Origin of the sequence: Microcoleus sp. N9_A2 (assembly GCF_036701775.1) — a bacterium.
Classification (GTDB): Bacteria; Cyanobacteriota; Cyanobacteriia; order Cyanobacteriales; family Microcoleaceae; genus Microcoleus.
Window position 1 is genome coordinate 18,177 of record NZ_JAUBRH010000061.1, and the last position, 19,895, is coordinate 38,071.

At 45.6% G+C, this 19,895-nt stretch carries 16 protein-coding genes; 9 read left to right on the forward strand and 7 right to left on the reverse strand.

Translation table 11 applies throughout. From position 1 onward, the window contains the following. Window positions 1-3 precede the first annotated feature (3 nt). Window positions 4-165: a hypothetical protein gene (locus QUA44_RS25200; RefSeq protein ID WP_333255422.1), complete on the forward strand. Its 162-nt coding sequence runs from the start codon at window positions 4-6 to the stop codon at window positions 163-165. A 34-nt stretch (window positions 166-199) separates the two neighbouring features. Here QUA44_RS25200 and QUA44_RS25205 read toward each other — a convergent pair whose 3' ends face one another. Together QUA44_RS25205 and folD are read right to left on the reverse strand one after the other, a co-directional pair. Then, window positions 200-1,000 carry a calcium-binding protein gene (locus tag QUA44_RS25205; protein WP_333255424.1) on the reverse strand — a complete coding sequence of 267 codons (801 nt, stop codon included), beginning with the start codon at window positions 998-1,000 and terminating at the stop codon, window positions 200-202. A 73-nt stretch (window positions 1,001-1,073) separates the two neighbouring features. Next, window positions 1,074-1,952 (reverse strand): bifunctional methylenetetrahydrofolate dehydrogenase/methenyltetrahydrofolate cyclohydrolase FolD, encoded by an 879-nt coding sequence (gene folD / locus QUA44_RS25210; RefSeq protein WP_333255426.1) that lies wholly within the window; start codon window positions 1,950-1,952, stop codon window positions 1,074-1,076. A 144-nt stretch (window positions 1,953-2,096) separates the two neighbouring features. Between folD and QUA44_RS25215 the strand changes: the two genes are divergently transcribed. Together QUA44_RS25215 and QUA44_RS25220 are read left to right on the forward strand one after the other, a co-directional pair. Further along, on the forward strand, window positions 2,097-2,522 hold the full coding sequence (locus tag QUA44_RS25215) for a DNA-binding protein (RefSeq protein ID WP_333255428.1): 426 nt from the start codon (window positions 2,097-2,099) through the stop codon (window positions 2,520-2,522). A 309-nt stretch (window positions 2,523-2,831) separates the two neighbouring features. After that, a complete protein-coding gene (locus QUA44_RS25220) occupies window positions 2,832-3,254 on the forward strand; it encodes an NUDIX hydrolase (RefSeq protein ID WP_333255430.1) in 423 nt (140 codons plus the stop codon). A 454-nt stretch (window positions 3,255-3,708) separates the two neighbouring features. On the opposite strand, the gene QUA44_RS25225 is transcribed toward QUA44_RS25220, so the two are convergent. Further along, on the reverse strand, window positions 3,709-4,257 hold the full coding sequence (locus tag QUA44_RS25225) for a LeuD/DmdB family oxidoreductase small subunit (protein ID WP_333255432.1): 549 nt from the start codon (window positions 4,255-4,257) through the stop codon (window positions 3,709-3,711). 155 nt (window positions 4,258-4,412) lie between these two features. Then, on the reverse strand, window positions 4,413-5,585 hold the full coding sequence (locus tag QUA44_RS25230; RefSeq protein ID WP_333255433.1) for an RNA-guided endonuclease TnpB family protein: 1,173 nt from the start codon (window positions 5,583-5,585) through the stop codon (window positions 4,413-4,415). 338 nt (window positions 5,586-5,923) lie between these two features. On the opposite strand from QUA44_RS25230, the gene QUA44_RS25235 reads away from it, so the two are divergent. From QUA44_RS25235 to QUA44_RS25255, 5 genes are all read left to right on the forward strand, one after another. Further along, window positions 5,924-6,802 carry a hypothetical protein gene (locus tag QUA44_RS25235; protein ID WP_333255435.1) on the forward strand — a complete coding sequence of 293 codons (879 nt, stop codon included), beginning with the start codon at window positions 5,924-5,926 and terminating at the stop codon, window positions 6,800-6,802. Between the two features lie 529 nt (window positions 6,803-7,331). After that, entirely contained in the window at window positions 7,332-9,557 is a 2,226-nt protein-coding gene (locus tag QUA44_RS25240; protein ID WP_333255437.1) for a GAF domain-containing sensor histidine kinase, read from the forward strand. 444 nt (window positions 9,558-10,001) lie between these two features. Beyond that, on the forward strand, window positions 10,002-11,681 hold the full coding sequence (locus QUA44_RS25245; RefSeq protein ID WP_333255448.1) for an AarF/ABC1/UbiB kinase family protein: 1,680 nt from the start codon (window positions 10,002-10,004) through the stop codon (window positions 11,679-11,681). Between the two features lie 224 nt (window positions 11,682-11,905). After that, a complete protein-coding gene (galT, locus tag QUA44_RS25250; RefSeq protein ID WP_333255438.1) occupies window positions 11,906-12,991 on the forward strand; it encodes a galactose-1-phosphate uridylyltransferase in 1,086 nt (361 codons plus the stop codon). A gap of 94 nt (window positions 12,992-13,085) precedes the next feature. After that, window positions 13,086-14,198 carry a M24 family metallopeptidase gene (locus QUA44_RS25255; protein WP_333255440.1) on the forward strand — a complete coding sequence of 371 codons (1,113 nt, stop codon included), beginning with the start codon at window positions 13,086-13,088 and terminating at the stop codon, window positions 14,196-14,198. Between the two features lie 484 nt (window positions 14,199-14,682). On the opposite strand, the gene QUA44_RS25260 is transcribed toward QUA44_RS25255, so the two are convergent. The 3 genes from QUA44_RS25260 to QUA44_RS25270 form a co-directional block, all read right to left on the reverse strand. After that, entirely contained in the window at window positions 14,683-14,934 is a 252-nt protein-coding gene (locus tag QUA44_RS25260) for a TIGR02450 family Trp-rich protein (protein WP_242725377.1), read from the reverse strand. 629 nt (window positions 14,935-15,563) lie between these two features. Continuing rightward, entirely contained in the window at window positions 15,564-15,788 is a 225-nt protein-coding gene (locus tag QUA44_RS25265; RefSeq protein WP_006635912.1) for a hypothetical protein, read from the reverse strand. A gap of 1,496 nt (window positions 15,789-17,284) precedes the next feature. Further along, window positions 17,285-19,120: a caspase family protein gene (locus QUA44_RS25270; RefSeq protein ID WP_333255442.1), complete on the reverse strand. Its 1,836-nt coding sequence runs from the start codon at window positions 19,118-19,120 to the stop codon at window positions 17,285-17,287. A gap of 262 nt (window positions 19,121-19,382) precedes the next feature. On the opposite strand from QUA44_RS25270, the gene QUA44_RS25275 reads away from it, so the two are divergent. Beyond that, window positions 19,383-19,895: helix-turn-helix domain-containing protein (locus QUA44_RS25275; RefSeq protein ID WP_333255444.1), on the forward strand; the 513-nt coding region annotated here is incomplete at its 3' end.

A 19,895-nucleotide genomic window follows, 5' to 3' on the forward strand; every position in this document is an offset into this window, starting at 1 on the left:
TTTGTGGAGTGGCTGCCAGAAAATCCGGCGGTACGCTACGAACTGCACAATCGAGATATTATTGAAATTGTACAACCAGTAGGCGAACATCAAGAAGTTACAGGCTTTCTTACGATCGCAATTGCTGTTCAAATTAATCATCTATACATGGAATCTGCTGTATGATAAGTTTGTCAGTCCAGGAGTGATTGTCCTGAATTTAGAAACCCTGAACGGAAACAATCCTGCTTTGAAGTTCATTTGGGGTTACATCGTCTACAAAACCTAAAATCGCGTTAGAATTTCTGACTCTGATGAGAGTTCCTGAATAAACTCCGCTAATTCCGCCTCTGAGTTGAGTTCCTGAAGCAGATCCGCTAAATGCGTCGGCCGGACTTGGAGGGAGTAATGGTTGTAAAGCTTGCGGCAGATCGAAAGTATATGTTAATGCCACATTCTGTACCTGCTCCAACACTATATCATTGACCGTTAAGTCACTCGCTAATCCAATGCGATCCAAATCAGGATAAAAACTTTCGATTATATCACTAGAATTGATATCTGTAGTGGCAGAATCTATTCCCAGAACGCATAAATTATTGCCAAACCCACAACTTAAGAAGTCTCTGCCCAAGCCGCCAACCAGAGTGTTATTCCCATCTGCGCCGTCTAAAACATCATTCCCTCTACCCCCAAATAAAATATCATCGCCAGCCTCTCCCAGAATAAAATCAGCATCTAGACCACCACTGAGGGAGTTATTCCCTTCCTGTCCAAACAAGGCATCTCTTCCTTTTCCCCCAAATAAAGAATCGTTGCCTCCAAAACCTGTGAGAAAATCTTCCCCTTCATTTCCCAGGATTAACTCGCTAGCCCCTGAGCCATTTACTGTATCGTCGCCATCGAGCGCCCAAGCTCCTAAAGGGAAGTTGGTTATATCTTTAGGAAAAAGTTGAATGAATTCCGAGGTGTTGTCGCCAATTAAGCGCAATGTCCCTGACGAATCCGGTTTTAAAGCCATAGCTAAAATCTTTGTCTGTTGGTAGATTACTAACCCTACTTGAGCCAATACTGGCTCATAAGTGGGTGATAATTCAATTAGAACCGTATTCAATATAACTCGAAACGGTATTTTCCAAAAGCATAGCAACAGTCATCGGCCCGATTCCTCCCGGCACCGGCGTGATAAATTCGGCTACTGTTTTAACAGCATTAAAATCAACATCTCCGGCCAAACGGCTCGTACCGTCTGGATTGACGACGCGGTTGATACCGACATCAATTACTACTGCTCCGGGTTTAACCATATTAGCTGTAATCATTTCTGTGCGGCCGACTGCGGCTATTAAAATATCGGCTTGCTTGGTAATAGATTCTAAGTTTTGCGATCGCGAATGAGCTACAGTAACAGTGCAGTCGGCTTCTAACAGCATCAGCGCCATCGGTTTACCTACCAAAATACTTCGTCCCAAAACAACGGCATTTTTTCCTTTTAAATCAATCTGGTATTCTTGCAATAACCGCATCACTCCGGCGGGAGTACAACTCCGCAAACCTTGCTCCCCGCGCACGAGACGGCCTAAATTTACAGGGTGAAGTCCGTCAGCATCTTTGTCGGGGGCAATTTGGTACAGCAGCGAAATTGCGTCTAAGTGCTCTGGTAGCGGTAATTGAACTAAAATGCCATCTACTCGATCGTCCTCGTTGAGTGCACGAATTGCAAGTTCTAGTTCGGCTTGAGTAACGTTTGCGGGGTAATGCTGGCCGAAGGAAGCTATGCCAACCTTAGCGCAGGCTCGCTCTTTGTTGCGAACATAGGCTGCGCTGGCTGGGTTGTCGCCCACCATCAGCACCGCAAGTCCCGGAGGACGCCCTTTTTGGGGTTGTAGGGCGCGGACTCGATCGCTCAGCTCGCTTTGAATCTTTGTCGCTAAAGCTTTGCCATCTAGTATTTGAGCAGTTTTGGCATCCATTGTAGACTCTGGGTTAGGGGCTGACGATTTTAGATTTTAGCTTAATCCCCGCCAAGGACTCCACTAGAAAAATTTCTTACTTGCGATCGATTCTGGGGATTCTGTTAAAGTAAGTCGTATCTCACATCTCTAATCATTTGACCAATGACTACTGCAATTAAGCAAGTTTGGGTTCAAAGATTCTGCACCGGCTCTTTGTCGCTAGTCCTCGCCAGCGGTTTTTTCAGTTGTGGCAATTTACCTCTGTCTCAACTTAATCTTGGCTTTAATGTGGCTAGCATTGGCGACGTTCAACAAAAGCGGCAAGTGGATGCTGAAGTTTATCTCCGGGGAAAGGTAGAAAATCGCGCTCCGTTTGTAGGGAATGCGGCTTATCAACTTGAGGATGGTACTGGCAGTATTTGGATTTTAACCAAGCAAGATTTGCCCCAGCTTGGCGATGAAGTGTTGCTGAAGGGAGAAGTCCGCTACAAGAGTATTACTCTGAAGGAATTGGCCGGAAAAGATTTAGGTGAAGTTTATGTTGAGGAAATGGAACAATTAAAGCGCACTCCAGCGGCCACTCAATAAAAATAGGAAGATACTAATTTCTTTCAATAACTAAGTACCTCAATTTCATAAAAATCAAAGGTTTGTAGTTGCGCCCAAACGCTGTGGGTAGGTTTATTTATGCTGAAAGTCGCTCGACTATAATAGCCTCGTCGGGGCGGGTTTATCAGCTTTTTTGTTTATATTACAGATTACGGTTAACCTGCCCCTCAATCAAATTCTGCCCTATCTCGTAAATAACTTCTTCCCTCTTCCTTCTCTCCTCAATATCCCTCCGTTAAATCCATTAAATCCGTTAATCCCGTACATTGCTCGTTGTAGAACTTTCTTATGACTAAAATTCACGTTGCGATCGCAATTTTGTACCAAGACGGCAAGTTTCTCTGTCAGTTGCGGGACGATATTCCTCATATCAGGTATCCCGGACATTGGGCTTTGTTTGGCGGACACTTGGAACCGGGGGAAACGCCGGAAGTTGCTGTAGTGCGGGAATTATCAGAGGAAATTGGCTATGCTCCTGCAAGTGTTTCTTTTTTCTGTTGCGATGTCGAAAAAGATGTGGTTCGCCACGTTTTTCACGGACAACTTAGTGCGGATGTCAAGGATTTAGTTTTGCTGGAGGGTTGGGATATGAAGTTGTTGACCCCGGAGCAGATTCGGGCCGGCAAATGCTATTCTGAGCAGTCAGGAGATGTGCGACCTTTTGGCATTGCTCACCAGCGTATTTTATTGAATTTTATTGACTCGATTTGAGAAAATTTCCACGCACCCTAGATGGGAGCGGTTTGAGCAGGGAGATATTCTTCAGTTGACAGTGGACAGTTGACAGTTGACAGCGACATCTACCTAGAAGGAAGAGGATTGGAGTAATATCAATTGGTAGCATCGGAATAGTAAAATCCAGTCAACAGTCAACAATCACAGATGGTGCAACCACCCGAAATCCATCTAATTCATCTGCGTTAATCTGTGTTAATCTGCCTGTATCTGCGGTCAAAAAAGAGAATTTATTCACCGCAGATCACAAGGGATTGACGCAGATTCATGCAGATCAAGAGAATAGAGATAGGAATAATTCCGATGCTAACAGATTTGATATAATGAATAGTCTGATTTTAATTTCTCCCTAAAGGGGAGAGGCTTTAAACCAATTCTTTCTGGTAAGGTGCGCCCGGTGGTACACCCTACACTGCAGGGGTTTTAAAAGTTAAGAGCGAGCCGCAATCATTCCCGTTTGACGCGCGTAGTCAAACAGCCCTCCGGCATCAATCACTGGCCCTACTTCTCCTAAAGGTTTGAGCGAGAAAGTTCGATCGAGAGTGTGGTTGACAATTACCTCTGCTGTAAAGTCGATCGTCACTTCTTGGCCGGTTACAAACAAGTCGCACAGCCGATCGACTGATTCGATCGGGTACAATTCGCCAGTAGCCGAGCAATTGCGAAAGAAAATGCGTGCGTAAGACAAAGCCACCACTGCTGTGACGCCGGCGGCTCCCAGAGCGATGGGAGCGTGCTCCCGCGAAGAACCGCAGCCAAAATTTTCGCCCCCTATTATAATCGGATACCGGGTTTTCTGTTCACCGGATTCGATAAACTTACCGTAGCGATCGGGCAACCCAATCATCGCGTAACTGCCTAGTTTCTCGTACTCATCCGGCTTCGAGGGAACCAGGGTCAGGTATTCGGCCGGGATAATTTGATCTGTATCGATGTTGTCGTCTACAACAAAAATTTGACCGCTAATTACTTTACCCATAGTTTATTTCTTGTTGGCGAGAGTTCGATGCTGTGGTGATAATTTTAACTGGGATCGGTCTGCAAGATTTGCACCTGTTCATTTTAACCTGCCAGTGTCAGTGATAACCTGTTTGACATCCTCCCCGACCGTAGAACGGCAAAGATTCCCAAACCTCACGATTTAGGTTTCTGCTTCATAGCACCTGCCTTAACAGATTTACTCTGTTCGGGTCTTACGGTCGCTCCACAGACAGACACCGCTAGTCCAGCGGTCAAAATATTCTTACTCGCATTGACATCTCGATCGTGGTCACAACCACAACTAGGACATTGCCAAGAGCGAATATTCAAAGGCATTTTTGCGACAATATGTCCGCATTGACTGCAACGTTTGGAACTAGGGAACCATCGATCTATCTTGACCAGGTTCCGCCCGTACCATCTGCATTTGTAGTCCAATTGTCTAACCAACTCACCCCAGCCACTATCGGAAATAGCCAAAGCGAGTTTGGGGTTTTTCACCAAATTTTTTACTGCCAACGACTCAACGGCAATCGTTTGATTTTCGCGTACCAAACGAGTCGTCAACTTCTGTAAGAAATCCTGACGAGAATCCGAGATTTCCAGGTGAATTTTAGCCACCTTAACCCTCGCTTTTTCTCTGTTTTTAGAACCCTTCTGTTTTCGAGACAGATTTTTTTGAGCTTTTTTCAATCGCTGATAATGCTTCTTGAATTGCTTCGGGTTAGCCACTTTATCGCCGTTACTGGTAGCAATCAAGCTGGTTACTCCTAAATCAATCCCGATCGCATTCTCGTTGACAGGCAAGGGTTTGATTGTTGGATCGTCAAAACAAATAGAAATATGCCAACGTCCAGACGGATGCAATCTCACAGTTACACTACTAGGTTCACATCCTTTTGGCAGTTGTCTCGACCATCGAATATCCAACGGTTCAAGACTTTTCGCCAGATAAATATTTCCGTCTTTAAACTTAAATGCCGACTTAGTAAATTCAGCACTACCGCCATTTCTTTTCTTCTTGAAGTTGGGGTATTTTGCCTGACCTTCAAAGAAATTAGTAAAAGCAGTTTGAAGGTGTCTCAATCCTTGTTGCAATGGTACACAACTGACCTCGTTGAGAAAATCCAAATCTGCTTGTTTTTTCCATTGGGTCAACATGGAGGATGTTTGACTGTATCCAATCCTCTCCTGTCTTTCGTACCAGCCTTGGGTTCTTTCATGGAGAGCTTTATTGTAAACCAATCTGACGCAGCCCAAAGTGCGCCGCAACAGCGACTCTTGCTCTGGGGTTGGGTAAAATCGGTAACTAAAGGCTTTTTTCATACCTCACATTTTAGCACATATTTTGTGATTGTGTTAAAATGCTAATATAAATCCGTCTTAGAACAATAGTCCGGACAGTTTTTTAACGCCCCTGTAAGCCTTACAGAGGAAGCCGTGCCATTTTTAACGCATTTTAGGAAACTTAGCGCGCTTACTTAAGCCTTGAAAAAATAGTCCACCACACAGCCAGTCTGGGTTTCGGACACTCGACAGGCACCTAAAACTGTCCGAAGTATTGTTAGAAGGACGGGGTTTCTACCCAGTTTTTCGATGAGTAAAAATTAGATCCAAAACTTTGGGTTAACAATTAACAGCTTGCTAAGCGTCAAGATAGTTTTATGACCAATCCAATAGATGACATTGCTCGACAAGCTCGCCAGGGCTCGGTTGCATCAATTATTCAAATCCTTAATGACGAACTGGCACAGATAGGGGTCAGGGCCCGAGCTGTGTTTGCAGACGGGGTGCTGCAACTGCTGTGCGAAGCTGCAACGCCCCAACTCCTCGAAGAGTCTAGTTTGGTCGATCGAGTCCGAGAAATTTTGGAACGCATTTCGCCCCGCAATATTCGCCGAGTCAACATCAACAGCCGCCTTGTCCGAGAACACCAACTGCTGTGGCTCGAAGAAATTAGTCGCGATCCCGATAATCAACTGTTGTGGTCTCAAGAAATTAAACTCCGAAAGCCGAATTTGTTCAAGCGTTTAGCTCTGAGCAACCATCACGAACGCCAAGCTCTCGGAGGCAAGCGGGCTTTGCCGAGAATGGCTGTACCTCGATCGATGCAGCAACCGCGGCAATTTCAGCGCGGTATCGTCGGTGGCATCAGCTTGACCGTGCTGTTGCTTGCAGCAGCGGCCGCCATCCACAAAGGACTTAATTCCCAAGAGCCAAACAGCAAACAAGCCACCACCCAAGCAGTTGCCACTGCCCCTTCCTCTGAGGCAAAACCTGCTTTGAAAATTTCTAAGGAGACTGTTGATTCTGCTGTTGACTCTTTTGCCCAAGCAGTGCGAGTAGCCGAACAAGCAGCCACCGAGGGCAAAACCGCTCAATCTCGCCAGGATTGGTTAGTCGTAGCTGCTAAGTGGCAGCAAGCTTCGGATTTGATGGCAGCCGTGCCTTCCAAGCATCCCCGCTACACAACGGCTCAGAACCGGACGGCACTTTACCGCCAAAATAGCGATAAAGCCCAACAGGTAGCACAAAATAAGTAAGCAGGTAAGTGGGATAAATTTAACCCTAGACTTCACTGCGCGGCTCTAGGTGTTGTGAAAAATGAGTTTTTGAGCAAAAACTCGAAAACTCTTAGCTATGTTATGAGTGATAATTTTGGGATTTGGAATTTTTGCGATCGGCGTCACTGGATCGGCGGATTTGTATCACAATAAAAATTTGTTAGGATCACAAGCTTAAATAGGAAACATCACACAGTGAGAAGAGGGGTGTCACTAAGCGGTCTCTAGAAAAGCTTCATACTACTAATAACCGTCAAAATTAGCGGGAATGGGATTGATAATCATCCGGTAAAGGATGGTAAAGTTCATCCCGTACAGATCGAAGGGTAGAAAACAGGAAAATAGAACTCGGTCAGATCTGGGTATATTTTTACATATCGAGCGACCCGCCGACCGGCTGCACAAACACAGAAAGCAGGCTCATAACAGTCAAGCCGACAGTTATGGAGAGGTTCTAGATTGGCAGCGGGAGCCGGCTCAAACATCTTAGAATAAAGGCTTGGTTGCCATGATCAATCGCCAGGGAAATCAAGACTTTACTTCGATCGACCGATCGCCGTCCGAGTCTTGCACTTTGCATTTACCGCAAATCGCAGAACCAGTATCAGTCCAAAAATTTCTGGATCGTCTTATGCAGTTCCCGGTCGATCCTGCCCTTCTCGGGCGACAAATTTGCCAAATTCTCGCCACCAGCTTTGATCGAGAACTCCTGCTGCTGCAAATAGCCAATACTTTGGGGGTTGCATGGGGGGCAGATTTCTGTTTGGTTACTGCTGTGGTTGACCAAAAAGTAGTACATCCGAATGCTTACTGGCAAAATAGCAGCGATGTCTCCTATGTTGCCGGTGTTGCCGATTCCACTGCAACACCGGAACACCCCCAAACCACAAGATTAAAACCGCCTAGCATATCACTCGAACATCCCGTTTGGGCAAACGTCCTAGCAGACGGCGAGATAGTGGCGATATCCGACTATCTTGATATTCCGGCAGCTTCATCGCCCAATTCCCCTATGACTCCGCTGCCTTTTCGGGCAATTTTGGCAGGGCCTGCGCGATTTGGAGGGGCTGTAAATGGCATGATGATTGTTGGTAAGTCGCAACCTCACGAGTGGTCGGTAGCCGATCGGCAGCGCCTTGAAGCAGCATCAGACGCGATCGGCAGCGCGATTTCTCACATTCAAAAAACTCAAGAAATTGCCAGCTTAAACGAACAGTTACAGCGACAAGCTAAATACAAAAATCTACTCAGGTCAGTTGCTGCCTTGATCGACACCAATTCAGAAGTCGATCGAATATTCCAGCAAGTTATTGAAAATACCGCCGATACGCTGGAAGTAGATAGAGGCCAAATCCTCCTATTGAAATATATAGATCCTCTATTTACAACTCGCTCGCCCAATCAAACTCCCAAAGCGAAAGTCGAATTAGTTGGTGAATCAGTTGTAAAAAAAGAGCCAAACAAACAGGCAATAGCACAAAGCGTAGTCGGCAAAAAAAGCTCAACATCCAAAACGAAAAACAAGGATAAAACTGCTAATTCCCAATCCAAAATCCCCAACTCAACACCCAATAATTATCCCGCTTTTTGGCTGTCAGAATCTAATTTGTGCCACCAAGCATTCCACAGCGCACCCAAACCCCTCGCCCTCGCTGACGCAGGCGCATTAATCGGCAAAGAACAAGAGGCAGCCACAGAAATTTTGAAACTTCAAGGTATTCGTGGCTTGCTGCTGGTTCCCCTCACGGGCGGTAGTCGTCAGGAAACAGTTTTGGGTTTCTTGGTTTTGCAGCACTCCGAGCCGCGCGTTTGGAGCCCGGAAGAATTAGAAGTTCTCGAATCAGTCAGCGCTCAAGTGAGCAAGATGATTATCCAAACTCAAACGCTTAAGGAATTGCAAACCGTAGTTTTAGACAGAACCTCTCAGTTGCAGCAAAGTCTAGACCTGCAGGGGAAACTGTACGAACAATCAGCCAATCAGCTAGAGCAAATGCGGAAATTGAAGCTGATTAAAGACGAGTTTCTCAGCACTCTGAGTCACGAGTTGCGTACCCCCTTAACAATCATGAAGCTGGCGATTCTGATGCTCAAACAAGCTGAACTGCCGTCAGCGAATCGGACTAAGTATCTCGACATTCTAGAACAGCAGTGTTCTAAGGAAACTGCTCTGGTTAATGATTTGCTGGCCCTCAAGCAGTTTGAGCCTCAGCAAGTCCCGATTTCTCTAAGCAAAATCGATCTCAACCTTTTATTTCAAGATTTAGTTAGGGATTTTGAAAAACAGTGGGCGGATAAGCAATTAACTCTGAAGGTGGATTTGCCCAAGTTGACCCCTTGCTGGGAAACTGACCCCGACATTCTCAATCGGGTAATGCTGGAACTGCTGACGAATGCTGGAAAATACTCTGCTTCTGGAACGGCGGTAGTTTTGGAGGCGTCTGAGGCAGCCGGCTATATTGTCCTGAACATTTCTAATTTCGGGCGCGGCATTTCTGCTGCTGATTTGCCCCACATCTTTGACAAGTTCCGCCGTGGCACTGGCATTACTGACCAAGCTATCGCCGGTACGGGTTTGGGTCTGGCTCTGGTAAAGTGTTTAGTGCAGCACTTGAATGGTACTATTGATGTGTCTAGCTGTCCGGCAGAAAGTTCAGAAGCTGACAATTTGTGGCGCACATCTTTTACTTTGACTCTGCCGCAATTTGCGGCGGAACTCTGTAATGTAGAAGAATAGTTCGGTTGAGAAGCTGCTGGGAATTGGCAGCGAACAGGCGAAACTAGAAGACTTGCCAGAAGAGGGAGATTTGGAAATGCCGTAAACGCTACCAAGTCCTCTGTTTTGAATGGTTTGTCTGGTTGCCGTCTAAATTGCCGGTTCTCGATTGCTGATTTCCCCAGGACTTATATTCTGTCTGGTTATTGGCTTGTAATTAGCGCGTGTTTGTAGTAAGTACGACTGTCCTCTATTTATTATTAATTAATCAGGACTTGCATTACTTACTAGGAACTTAATTATAATTGTATAGTCGGAGATGATATTACGCAGTATCGACCAAAGAAACTGAGTTTTTTAACTGTTTCAAAGGCCTCCAACCCGTCTTTTCGTACAAGCCGGTTTCTGCGTCCTGGATTGTCCCCTAAAAATTGTCACGGTGCATGGAATTCGATCGCCAATATTATGCTCACAAAAGCTGCACCTAAAACCCTGCGTTGGCAACGTTCTAAATATTCGCCACTGGCACGGCAAATAGACATTTTTGCAGCGGCGGGAAAGTTTATGTTTTTTTTGTGGTGGGACGCACTGCTGCAAAATAATTCGCCTCATACTAGAAGAATTCGCGCTCATTGGTTGGTTAATACTTTGCTGAATTTAGGCCCGACTTTTATTAAAATCGGGCAGTCTCTCTCGACTCGGGCAGATTTGCTGCCGCTTGAGTATGTGAAGGAACTCGAACAGTTGCAAGATCGGGTTCCTCAGTTTAGTTCCGAAGAGGCGATCGCTCTTGTAGAATCAGAGTTAGGCAAGGATATTTATGCTTTGTACCGCGATTTTGACCCGTCGCCCATCGCTGCTGCGAGTCTGGGACAGGTGCACAAAGCAAGGCTGCACACCGGGGAAGATGTGATTGTAAAGGTGCAGCGTCCGGGTTTGGAAAGTTTATTTGATTTGGATGTGAAGGCGGTGCGCCAAGTGATGCGTTTTTGCGATCGCTATTTGCCTGGGACGCGCAAATATGACCTGGAATCTATTTATCACGAGTTTTTTAAGATTTTATATCAAGAAATTGACTACGTGCAAGAAGGTAAAAATTCCGATCGCTTTAGCCATAATTTTCGAGAATATCCTCAAGTTATCGTCCCGAAAGTCTACTGGCAATACACGACTAAAAAAGTGCTGACTCTAGAATACGCACCCGGCATTAAGGTGGACGATCGCATTAGTTTAGAGGCGATTGGAGTGGATATTGTGAAGCTCAATCAACTCGGAATTTGCTGTTATTTGAAACAGTTGTTAATTGACGGTTTTTTTCAAGCTGATCCGCATCCGGGAAATTTGGCGGTGACAGAAGATGGTAGCTTAATTTTTTATGATTTTGGGATGATGGCTGAGGTGAAGTCTCTGGCTAAAGACCAAATGGTCAAGACTTTTTTTGCTGTGATGAGAAAAGATACTGACGAGGTACTCAATACTTTAATTACGATCGGCTTAGTTGAGCCGATGCCGGATATGATGCCGGTACGCAGGCTGATTGCTTTTCTGTTGGATAAGTTTATTGATAAGCCGATCGACTTTCAAGCTTTTAATGAAATTAAGAACGAACTTTATATCATGTTCGAGCAGCAACCGTTTCGCTTGCCTGCTGAAATGATGTTTATTGTCAAGTCCGTGACGACTCTCGACGGCATTGCTAGAACTCTCGACCCTAACTACAATTTCATAGCATCCGCTCAGCCTTTTGTCAAGAGTATTGCGGTGAGCAAGGGACGGGGAAATGCGATCGGAGAATTGGCAAGGCAAGCGCGAAGTTTTATTACATATAAATTACGACAGCCGAGTAAATCCCAAGTTTTTCTCAACCGTTTGGAGCAGCGAATTGAAGAGGGCGAACTGCAAATTAGAGTGCGAAATCTAGAGAGCGAAAGAGCATTGAAACGCATTAATTTAGCCCTAAAAACTCTAATTTTCGCTTGTTTGACTGGTTTTGTGTTTTTGTCGGGTGCAGTGCTGCTAGTGGGCGGATATCAAACGGGGGCGATCGCAGCTTTTGCGGTTTCGGGATTCGGTGGCTTGTTTGTGTTGCGATCGTTGTTAGACTTGTTGGTTAAGGAAAAGCTTGATCGAATAGTCGATCGATAAATATACTGGGTAATTGGGAATTGCGATCGTAAGCTGCTACGCATTTAAATTGAATCCAGATCCTGGCTCTCCGGCCCGTTCCACAATAGCACACGGTCGGCTGACGTTGGTACTGGAAAGTAAACTTGTTAATATAATTTGCGACTTTAGGTAGGGGCGGATTCTCAAAGCACAAAGTTATACTCCTAACATATATTAAATGCGATCGCCCGCCCCTACAAAAAATGTACGCCCAAAAATTGCTAAAACCAGACGGCCGCCCACTCACACTGTACAGCCGCTACCCAATCCCAGAAGGTATCGTGGCCGTAAGTCCCAGCAATGAACCCGTAGAGGCAAACCCCCACTTTCGCTGGCATCCCTTGCGGGGGGAATGGGTAGCATACGCCAGCCACCGTCAGGGAAGAACTTTCATGCCGCCGCCGGAATACAACCCGCTGGCTGCGACAATTAACCCCAAGTTTCCGACAGAATTGCCGCCGGGAGATTACGATGTAGCAGTGTTTGACAACCGCTTTCCCTCGATGACTTTGCAAGCAAAAAACGCACCTGCAAATATTGTCGAAACTTTGCCAGCTAAAGGCATTTGCGAAGTCGTTGTTTTCACTCAAGATCCGCTGGCTTCCTTGGGCGCTTTGGAGTTATCTCATTTGGAATTATTGTTAGAAGTATGGGCCGATCGCACTTCAGTTATTGGCAGCAATCCCGAAATTCAATACGTCTTGCCCTTTGAAAATCGCGGCGTCGAAGTCGGAGTAACTTTGCACCATCCCCACGGTCAAATTTATGCTTATCCGTTCGTGCCACCGGTGCCGGCACGGATGTTAGAATGTCAATCGGTTTACTATCAAAAAAACAGTAGCGGTTTGCTGCAAGATTTGATTCAAAAAGAGATTTCCGACAAACAGCGAATTATTTATTTAGACGAAGAGGCGATCGCCTTTGTCCCCGCTTGTGCCCGCTACCCTTACGAAGTGTGGATTGCCCCGATCGCCCCCGCTGCTACATTTATCGATTTGACGGAAAAACAGCGGCAATCACTCGCTAAAGCCTTAAAAACAGTCACCCTCAAATATGACGGTTTGTGGCATCGCCCATTCCCTTATTTGATGGCTTGGTTTCAAGGCCCCACAGACGGGAAACCCCATCCAGAAGCGCATTTGCACGCCCAATTTTATCCGCCCTATCGATCGAGCGATCGGCTAAAATACCTAGCAGGAACCGAACTCGCCGCCGGAATGTTTGCCAACGACGCTTTACCCGAAGAAAAAGCTAAAGAATTGCAAGCCGTATCTGTCCATATAAGCTGAAACGCATTTAAATTTTCAAGTAAAGTTTGATGCAATTATTGTGGGGTGGGCGTCCCGCCCGCCCAAAAAATACAATTTATATGCAAGAAAGCTAATGATAAACCCATTAAATCAAGAAGTCGATATAAAACTCGAATTCATCCGCAAAGCCTTAACCGAAACAAAAGCGATCGCCCTTCGCTTGCGAGGCACTGACTGGTTTGCCTGGGCCACAGCCGGCGGTTCCCATACAGTATTGCTAACTGCAGAAACCGGAGTTGCAGAAATATTAATTACTGCCGAAAACGCTTGGGTTCTCACCGATGAAATCGAAGCTCAACGCTTGCAGGACGAGGAATTGCCAGCCAACTTTCAAATGTACATCTATCCTTGGGCTGATGTTGCACAGCGCGAAGCTTTTGTCAAAGAAATTACTGGTGGCGGTAACGTCATGAGCGATCGGCCAAATGCCCAAGAAACACCAATAATCGGATCTTTACAGTCTCGCAAACAGGCAATGATGTCAAGCGAATTAGAGCGATACCGGCGAGTCGGGCGTTTAGCCAGCGAAGCGATGACAGAGGTACTTTCTGCAGCCAAACCAACATGGACAGAATATCAGTTAGCGGGAGCCGGTGCAGAGGCTTTGTGGGCGAGAGGTTTGCATCCAGCACTTACCTTAGTTGCTGGAGAAAGGCGTTTGCCGCTGTACCGCCACGCCACAGCAACCGCCGAACAAATTGGACGACAAGCAATGTTAGTATTTTGCGCTAGGGGATGGGGTTTGTATGCAAATTTAACCAGATTTGTCTGTTTCGATTTTCTTGGAGAAAAGCATTCAGAGTTGCACCGACAAGTCAGAGAAATTGAAGCAGCGGCGCTAAATTTGTGTCGGCCGGGAGTAACGCTGAATGCGGTTTATGATACGCTTAAAACTGCTTACGAAGAACACGGATATCCTCAAGCAATTGTGGAACACCATCAAGGCGGAACTACCGGATATTTGGCACGGGAAATTGTGGCTAATCCAGCTACTTCAGATATTTTGGTAGCAAATATGGCTGTGGCTTGGAATCCTAGTTTGTCAGGAGCAAAAATTGAGGATACATTTGTAATTCACAGCGATGGAACCTTGGAAAATTTGACTTTTGATCCGAATTGGCCGAGTGTAGAAGTAGCGGGAAGGTTGCGGCCAGTACCGCTGGAAATATGGCACGATCGACCGTAGTCAATTTAACTTATCGCTCTAAGCTGTTGTGGCACTTAAATTTTCTGTCAAAAAAAATCAAAGTCTTGTGGGGTCTCCCGCCCGCCCTGAATATGCAATTTAAATGCGCGACAGCTTAGAGAAAAAAAGTACACTAAGCTAATCCGCATTTAAATTGCATAGTAAAATAAATTTTTCCTCTTGTGGGGAGTAGGGGTTGGGCATCCTGCCCGCCCTCAACATACAAATTAAATGCACAACAGCTTACCCTACAAAACGCATTAAATTGAGTTCGGAACGCCGTACTTAATGTTTTGTTACATACTGATGATTTTTCCCACCAACTTACTTAAGCAAAAACACTGCTAAATAAAGGTTTCCAGGACTTGTAGTTATGTAAAAGATTTTTCAAAAGCGGGAAAGTCTCACTCCGTATTGGTTTGGATCGGAACGATAGCGAGCATACGGCGGAAGTTCCGCTCACTTTACCCCACAGCCCTGTCTTTTAGTCTGCAGTTTCTAATTCCTCTAATTCTTGCGTAGACTGCCATCCAGCTTGCCAGAGCGATCGGTCTTTAAGCTGTGCGGCGTTCAGCCAAAAACGCACATTTGGATCGCAAGCCGCCACCATTTCTGCAAATACCCATTTACCTTCGTTTTTTCGGTTGACCACTTGAAAGTGTCGCCACCCCCAAGTTTTTTGGTGTGAAGTCCATCGGGAACCAACTAAATAAGGAAATTTTTGTTTTTTGCTCACAGTATTTTTGTGGAATAAATATATTAGAAAGCAAGTGAATTGTAATAATTAGTTCTGTTTGATGATATTAGTTCCCTTTTAAAGCTCGTCAAATCCTCTCCCCCTCTCCCCATCTCGAACATAACAGATAATATAGAGCCGCTGCAGCTTACATGAGAGTTTACCTAAACTCTATCTGCAAGTAGATGCGTTTATTGTAACTTGGAGCATTTCCCCCTCGGGGATCAAAAGTAAGGGCAGTTCAATGACTGCCCCTGTAATTAGTTATACCTATTGAATAGGATAATTTTTCAGGCGATCCACAAATAGCAAATTTATCCAGTACCAGCTAAATAGTGAATCTCAAATCTAAAAGCAAATAACCCAGGTTATAGTTGTGCACAATAATCCTTTCTGTGAAACTTACTCAAATCTACTTTTAGAGCAGGTTTGACGTTCACTTCCTGCTTCTACCAAGGCGGTCAGCCGCTTCTTGTCCACAGGCGTGTTTTCGAGCCCAACTTTCCCTACAAACATTTTTTCAATCTTAATCGTGTTTCATTGATCCTGTACAGCTCAATAAAAAAGCACTTTTAGGTAAGATTGACTAATTTCTTTGATTCTGTCGCTACCTCTTGATTACTTCCCTGTTAAGGCTTTTGGCCGGATAAGTCCAGAGGAAGTTGGGGAAGCCGGAGGCGAACCGCATTTGTTTGCAGCCAGAGAGTGATAGCGTGCTTCCGTTGCGGAGTCACGTACTCTCCCGGTCGGATCACGCCAGCACAGACGCCGATGTTTTTAATAAGGGTTTCTCGCTCCGATGAACTTGCACCCTGTAGCAACCTGACTTGGGCTTTGATAAAATCCACGTTCATAGCTGAAAGTAAAAGTAAGTAAAGAACTCAGTTAAATAGCGATGCTTTGGTTCCGATTGTAACTCTAAAACCACTTGGTATGAATCAAATTGATTCAACATCCCCAGGATGGGGATCGGGGCGTCTAGAGTTAGCCAACTTTATTTACTTTATCTGTTTTTGCTAGCAAAAGTGTCACTATGCTAGCAGTTTTGGCAGAATTATTTATAGTTAAGAACTGTTACAAATTTGGCTCGATTTCCACAATACGGCAGAGTTTAGTGCTAACGCTACTCTCCTGAACTCAAAAAGTTCAGCATTGTCTCCAACTCCTTCCCTTCCTAGGTTTTAGACTCCCCGATTGGGAAGCGATCGCTCGGGTAACATTCCTCTTCGATCGCCCCTCTTAACACCCGGACACTGCCACATCACCCTATTGATTTAGATCGTCCCTTAGACTTGGCTGTGGACTATAACTTCAGGCATACGTGTTGTTACCGGGGCTACAATAAGCTAGCAAGTTTTTATTCTTGTTTCTCAAGGAAATATTTTTTGGATTTTCTTGCAAAGCCCTTATTTGTGTTAATTAAGGCAGCTTTGTGATCTCCGAGCCAACGAAGACTCGCAGCTTGCGAATCCAGATATTTTGTGCTGTGTGGCGGTGAATCTGTTTCCTGAATTCATTGGGAGCGATCGCTCCTCCGCGAGAATTGCCAGTAACGGCTCATTTTGTATAATTCATAACAGATCTGTCACTGCTAATAATTTAAAAATACCACAAGTTTAAACACTCTTCCATCCGTCGATAGCTCCTAATAGCCCACAAAGAGGGATAAAAAAATTAACTCTGCCTACCCAATTTTTAAAGGAAATTTTGCCTTAGCCCTTTGCCTTAGATAGCAATTCGATATAGCCCTATTTGCTGGTTACTCAAGTTAAAATCAACTATAGATTAAGCTGATAAGCCTGCGTGATAAAATACAAAAATCAACTGTTTTAATTTGCCCTTAGAATCAACTAATTTAGGATTTGTTCATAATTAAAAATATATATATTTACAGCCATCCTTATTGTTTAAAAAACTCGTTTTTGAAGGTGGAGGCGTCGGTTTAGGGAACTCTGGGCGTCAATTAAAGATATTAATTAATCGGCGTTGCACAATTTGAGGATTATTGTGGTGAGTAGGGGTTAGCCGTCCCGCCTGCTTTTAAAATACACGCCTTCGGTCTCATGGGCACATCCACCAAAAAAAAAAAATCATCCCACTATTATGCAACCCCAATTAATCAGCTCATAGGATATCTTTCACTATACAAAAACCAACCGACCAGAGAGCATATAAAATCCCCTCGCGCCGAAGCTGCGGAGGGGAAATGGTGAATAAAATTATTGGTTTTCAATTATCGGTATGTAGGTCTTTTTTTGCAGTATCAAGAGGTATCGATCGAGCGAACGATCCATGTTGGTCAGTCGCTAAGATAATTTCCCGGTGGGAAACCGAGAAATTATCAACTAAATCAACCTTTTTTCTGCAGGCGTTGGAGCTTAGTTTTCCAATTGGCGATCTCCTTCTGAGCCTGCTGATAACTCTTAGTACCCGACGGCACCAGCGAAGCAGCTTCAACTGCCTCTTTCAGCTTTCCTTGAGACCCGCGCAACTGAGCAATTTTGAGAATACCTTCGCTCCACTCTCCAATTAACTGTTGAGCTTCTTCATACTTCGGCTGACCGGGTTGAATTTTATTAGCTTGCTGGATGCCTTTACTGTAAGAAGAGGCAACCCCCCGCTTAATTTGGCCCTTAGCAGCCGATAGCAAAGCAATATTTACATCCTGGTCTTTGGATAGCTCCTCCCACTGAGCGATCGCCTGTTTCGACTGATTGTAAACAGGCTGATTGACATCCGGCATCAATTTAGCCGCGCCGATCGCCCCCTGGAAATCGCCCCGAGCAGCCCGCCCGTTAGCTATATCCAAAATTGTCAAACTCCAGCGCTCAATATCCTGCTGAGCCTGCGGGTAGAGCGGATCGCTAGCCGGAATCGTTCGAGCCTTAACCACCGCTCTATTAAAACTAGAAGCCGAACCATCCTTGAGGAAAGTTTTCGCCTCAGCCCACACCTGCTGGCTGGATGGTGGCTGCTTGGTGCCACTCCCTGCTTGCACCGCCTGCGGTTGCTTCTGCGGCACTCCAGCACCAGCAAGTTTTTGAGACCCAGAGTTTTGGGCCTTCTCGGCAGGCGATCGAGGATCTGCTTCCTGCTGACCGATAAAAATTGATCTGTTGGTCAGAAAAACACCCAACAGCAGCACCAAAGCCGTAGCTCCACTCCACAAAATTAGCTGCTGTAAAAAAGACTTGTCAGACCCCCCGTTATCAGCATCCTCCGGCTTTTGCAAGTTCGGTCGATCGCCCCCCCGATCAGCAGGGGCCACAGCATTTGGCTGCGACACAGGTGGCATCTCAACCGACGAATCCTGAGCGTTGCGAACTGCCGGAGGCAGATCCATTCGAGCCATAGCCGTCGCCATTTGCGGGCGATCAAAACCATCACCCGTACCAACCGTCATATTGCCGTTGCGTCCGGCCAACGCAGCAGTTGGTATCCCTGAAGCATCCGGCAAAATCACCAAATTAGCCTTTCCCGGAGGATTCACCACCATCAAAGGTTCTTGTTTCGGACGCAAATGGTGGTCACACAGCTCCGGCAGTCGATCGCTCAAAAAACGGTCTAAACCCTTAATGGTCATGCACTGTCCCGAGCGTAGCCCCTCCAAAAGCGCCGTCGTAAAAAACCCCTGACGCAAAGCTGAAGTTTCCCGCGAAACTTGATTCGGGCGGCAAGAAAGCACCGTTGGGATTTCCAGTTCCCGCGCCAGCTCAACCGTTTGAGAGCCGATCGTTTCCCCCGCTTTCACAATCTGGCTGCGGTTCATATCAACCAGAACCAATACCGTTTCCGTAGGAGCATTTTTCAGAGTATTCAACAGCAACTCTACCGGAATCCCCGTACCCTGAATGTCAGCCGGATTGCCGTCAACCGGCATCAAATAATCCTTACCTTCATAGCTGACACCGTAGCCGCTAAAAAAACACCAGAGTAAATCTCCCTGTTGCACATGTTCCGCGCAGAGGCTTTGGGTCAATCTCAGAATATTTTCCCGATTTGGATATGTAGATTGACCCCACAGCGACGGCGAGCTATCGGTCATCAGCAGACATCCATCCGGCGCAAAACCCGCCTCCTCAGTCAAAAAACCGTACAGGGCCTCTGCATCCTCTTGGGCATAACTCAAAGGCTGGAGTAACTGATATTGATTGATGCCTATTGCAATACAAGCGTGATTTTTCATCCCATATGCCCTATATATATAGTGGACAGCTTGCACAAAACGATAACACATCGCCGTTTAAGGTTATACCCACTTTCGCCAGCACTCAGAGAGCAGTTGTCCGAAGGCAGAGCTCCCAACAAGCCCCCAACTTTAGCATCCTAGAATTTTTAATTTTTATATTTCAGTAAAAAATTATACCCAGTGCCTGCCTTTAGAAAAATCAAGTTAACTAGACAGGCGGGAATTCCCCCACCATAGCGGTACTCCGCTTGGTGGTGGGATGAAAGACGAGCGAAGCGACGATCGCCTATCCCACGAAACTCGACATCTTGATTATCGAGGGAGATGGGATAGGCATGAGGAGACGAGCAAATTCCTGGCATTTTCCGGCCTATCCTTGGTACCATATTATCAGAGATGTCGATCGCCAATAATGTATCAAGCCTATAAATTCAGAATCTATCCTACGGCCCAACAGCAAACGTACTTTGCGGGTGCTTTCGGCTGTTGTCGTTGGTTTTGGAATTATAGTTTGAATCTGTGTCAGCAAACCTACAAAGATACTGGCAAAGGGCTGAGTAGAAGTGCGATTCAAGGATTACCCCCAAATCTCAAAAAGGAATATCCTTGGTTGACAAATGCTTATTCTCAATCACTTCAAATAGTCGCATTGAACCTGTCTACTGCTTATAAAAATTTCTTTGATAAACGTGGCGGTTTTCCTAGCTTCAAGTCGAAGCATGGAAAACAATCTATTAGTTATCCTCAGAATATCAAAGTAGGTGACAACTCG

Coding starts and splice junctions, on each gene's coding strand:
- QUA44_RS25205 (WP_333255424.1), bottom strand. CDS start 1,000: ATGGCTTTAAAACCGGATTCGTCAGGGACATTGCGCTTAATTGGCGAC.
- folD (WP_333255426.1), bottom strand. CDS start 1,952: ATGGATGCCAAAACTGCTCAAATACTAGATGGCAAAGCTTTAGCGACA.
- QUA44_RS25215 (WP_333255428.1), top strand. CDS start 2,097: ATGACTACTGCAATTAAGCAAGTTTGGGTTCAAAGATTCTGCACCGGC.
- QUA44_RS25220 (WP_333255430.1), top strand. CDS start 2,832: ATGACTAAAATTCACGTTGCGATCGCAATTTTGTACCAAGACGGCAAG.
- QUA44_RS25225 (WP_333255432.1), bottom strand. CDS start 4,257: ATGGGTAAAGTAATTAGCGGTCAAATTTTTGTTGTAGACGACAACATC.
- QUA44_RS25230 (WP_333255433.1), bottom strand. CDS start 5,585: ATGAAAAAAGCCTTTAGTTACCGATTTTACCCAACCCCAGAGCAAGAG.
- QUA44_RS25235 (WP_333255435.1), top strand. CDS start 5,924: ATGACCAATCCAATAGATGACATTGCTCGACAAGCTCGCCAGGGCTCG.
- QUA44_RS25240 (WP_333255437.1), top strand. CDS start 7,332: ATGATCAATCGCCAGGGAAATCAAGACTTTACTTCGATCGACCGATCG.
- QUA44_RS25245 (WP_333255448.1), top strand. CDS start 10,002: ATGCTCACAAAAGCTGCACCTAAAACCCTGCGTTGGCAACGTTCTAAA.
- galT (WP_333255438.1), top strand. CDS start 11,906: ATGTACGCCCAAAAATTGCTAAAACCAGACGGCCGCCCACTCACACTG.
- QUA44_RS25255 (WP_333255440.1), top strand. CDS start 13,086: ATGATAAACCCATTAAATCAAGAAGTCGATATAAAACTCGAATTCATC.
- QUA44_RS25265 (WP_006635912.1), bottom strand. CDS start 15,788: ATGAACGTGGATTTTATCAAAGCCCAAGTCAGGTTGCTACAGGGTGCA.
- QUA44_RS25270 (WP_333255442.1), bottom strand. CDS start 19,120: ATGAAAAATCACGCTTGTATTGCAATAGGCATCAATCAATATCAGTTA.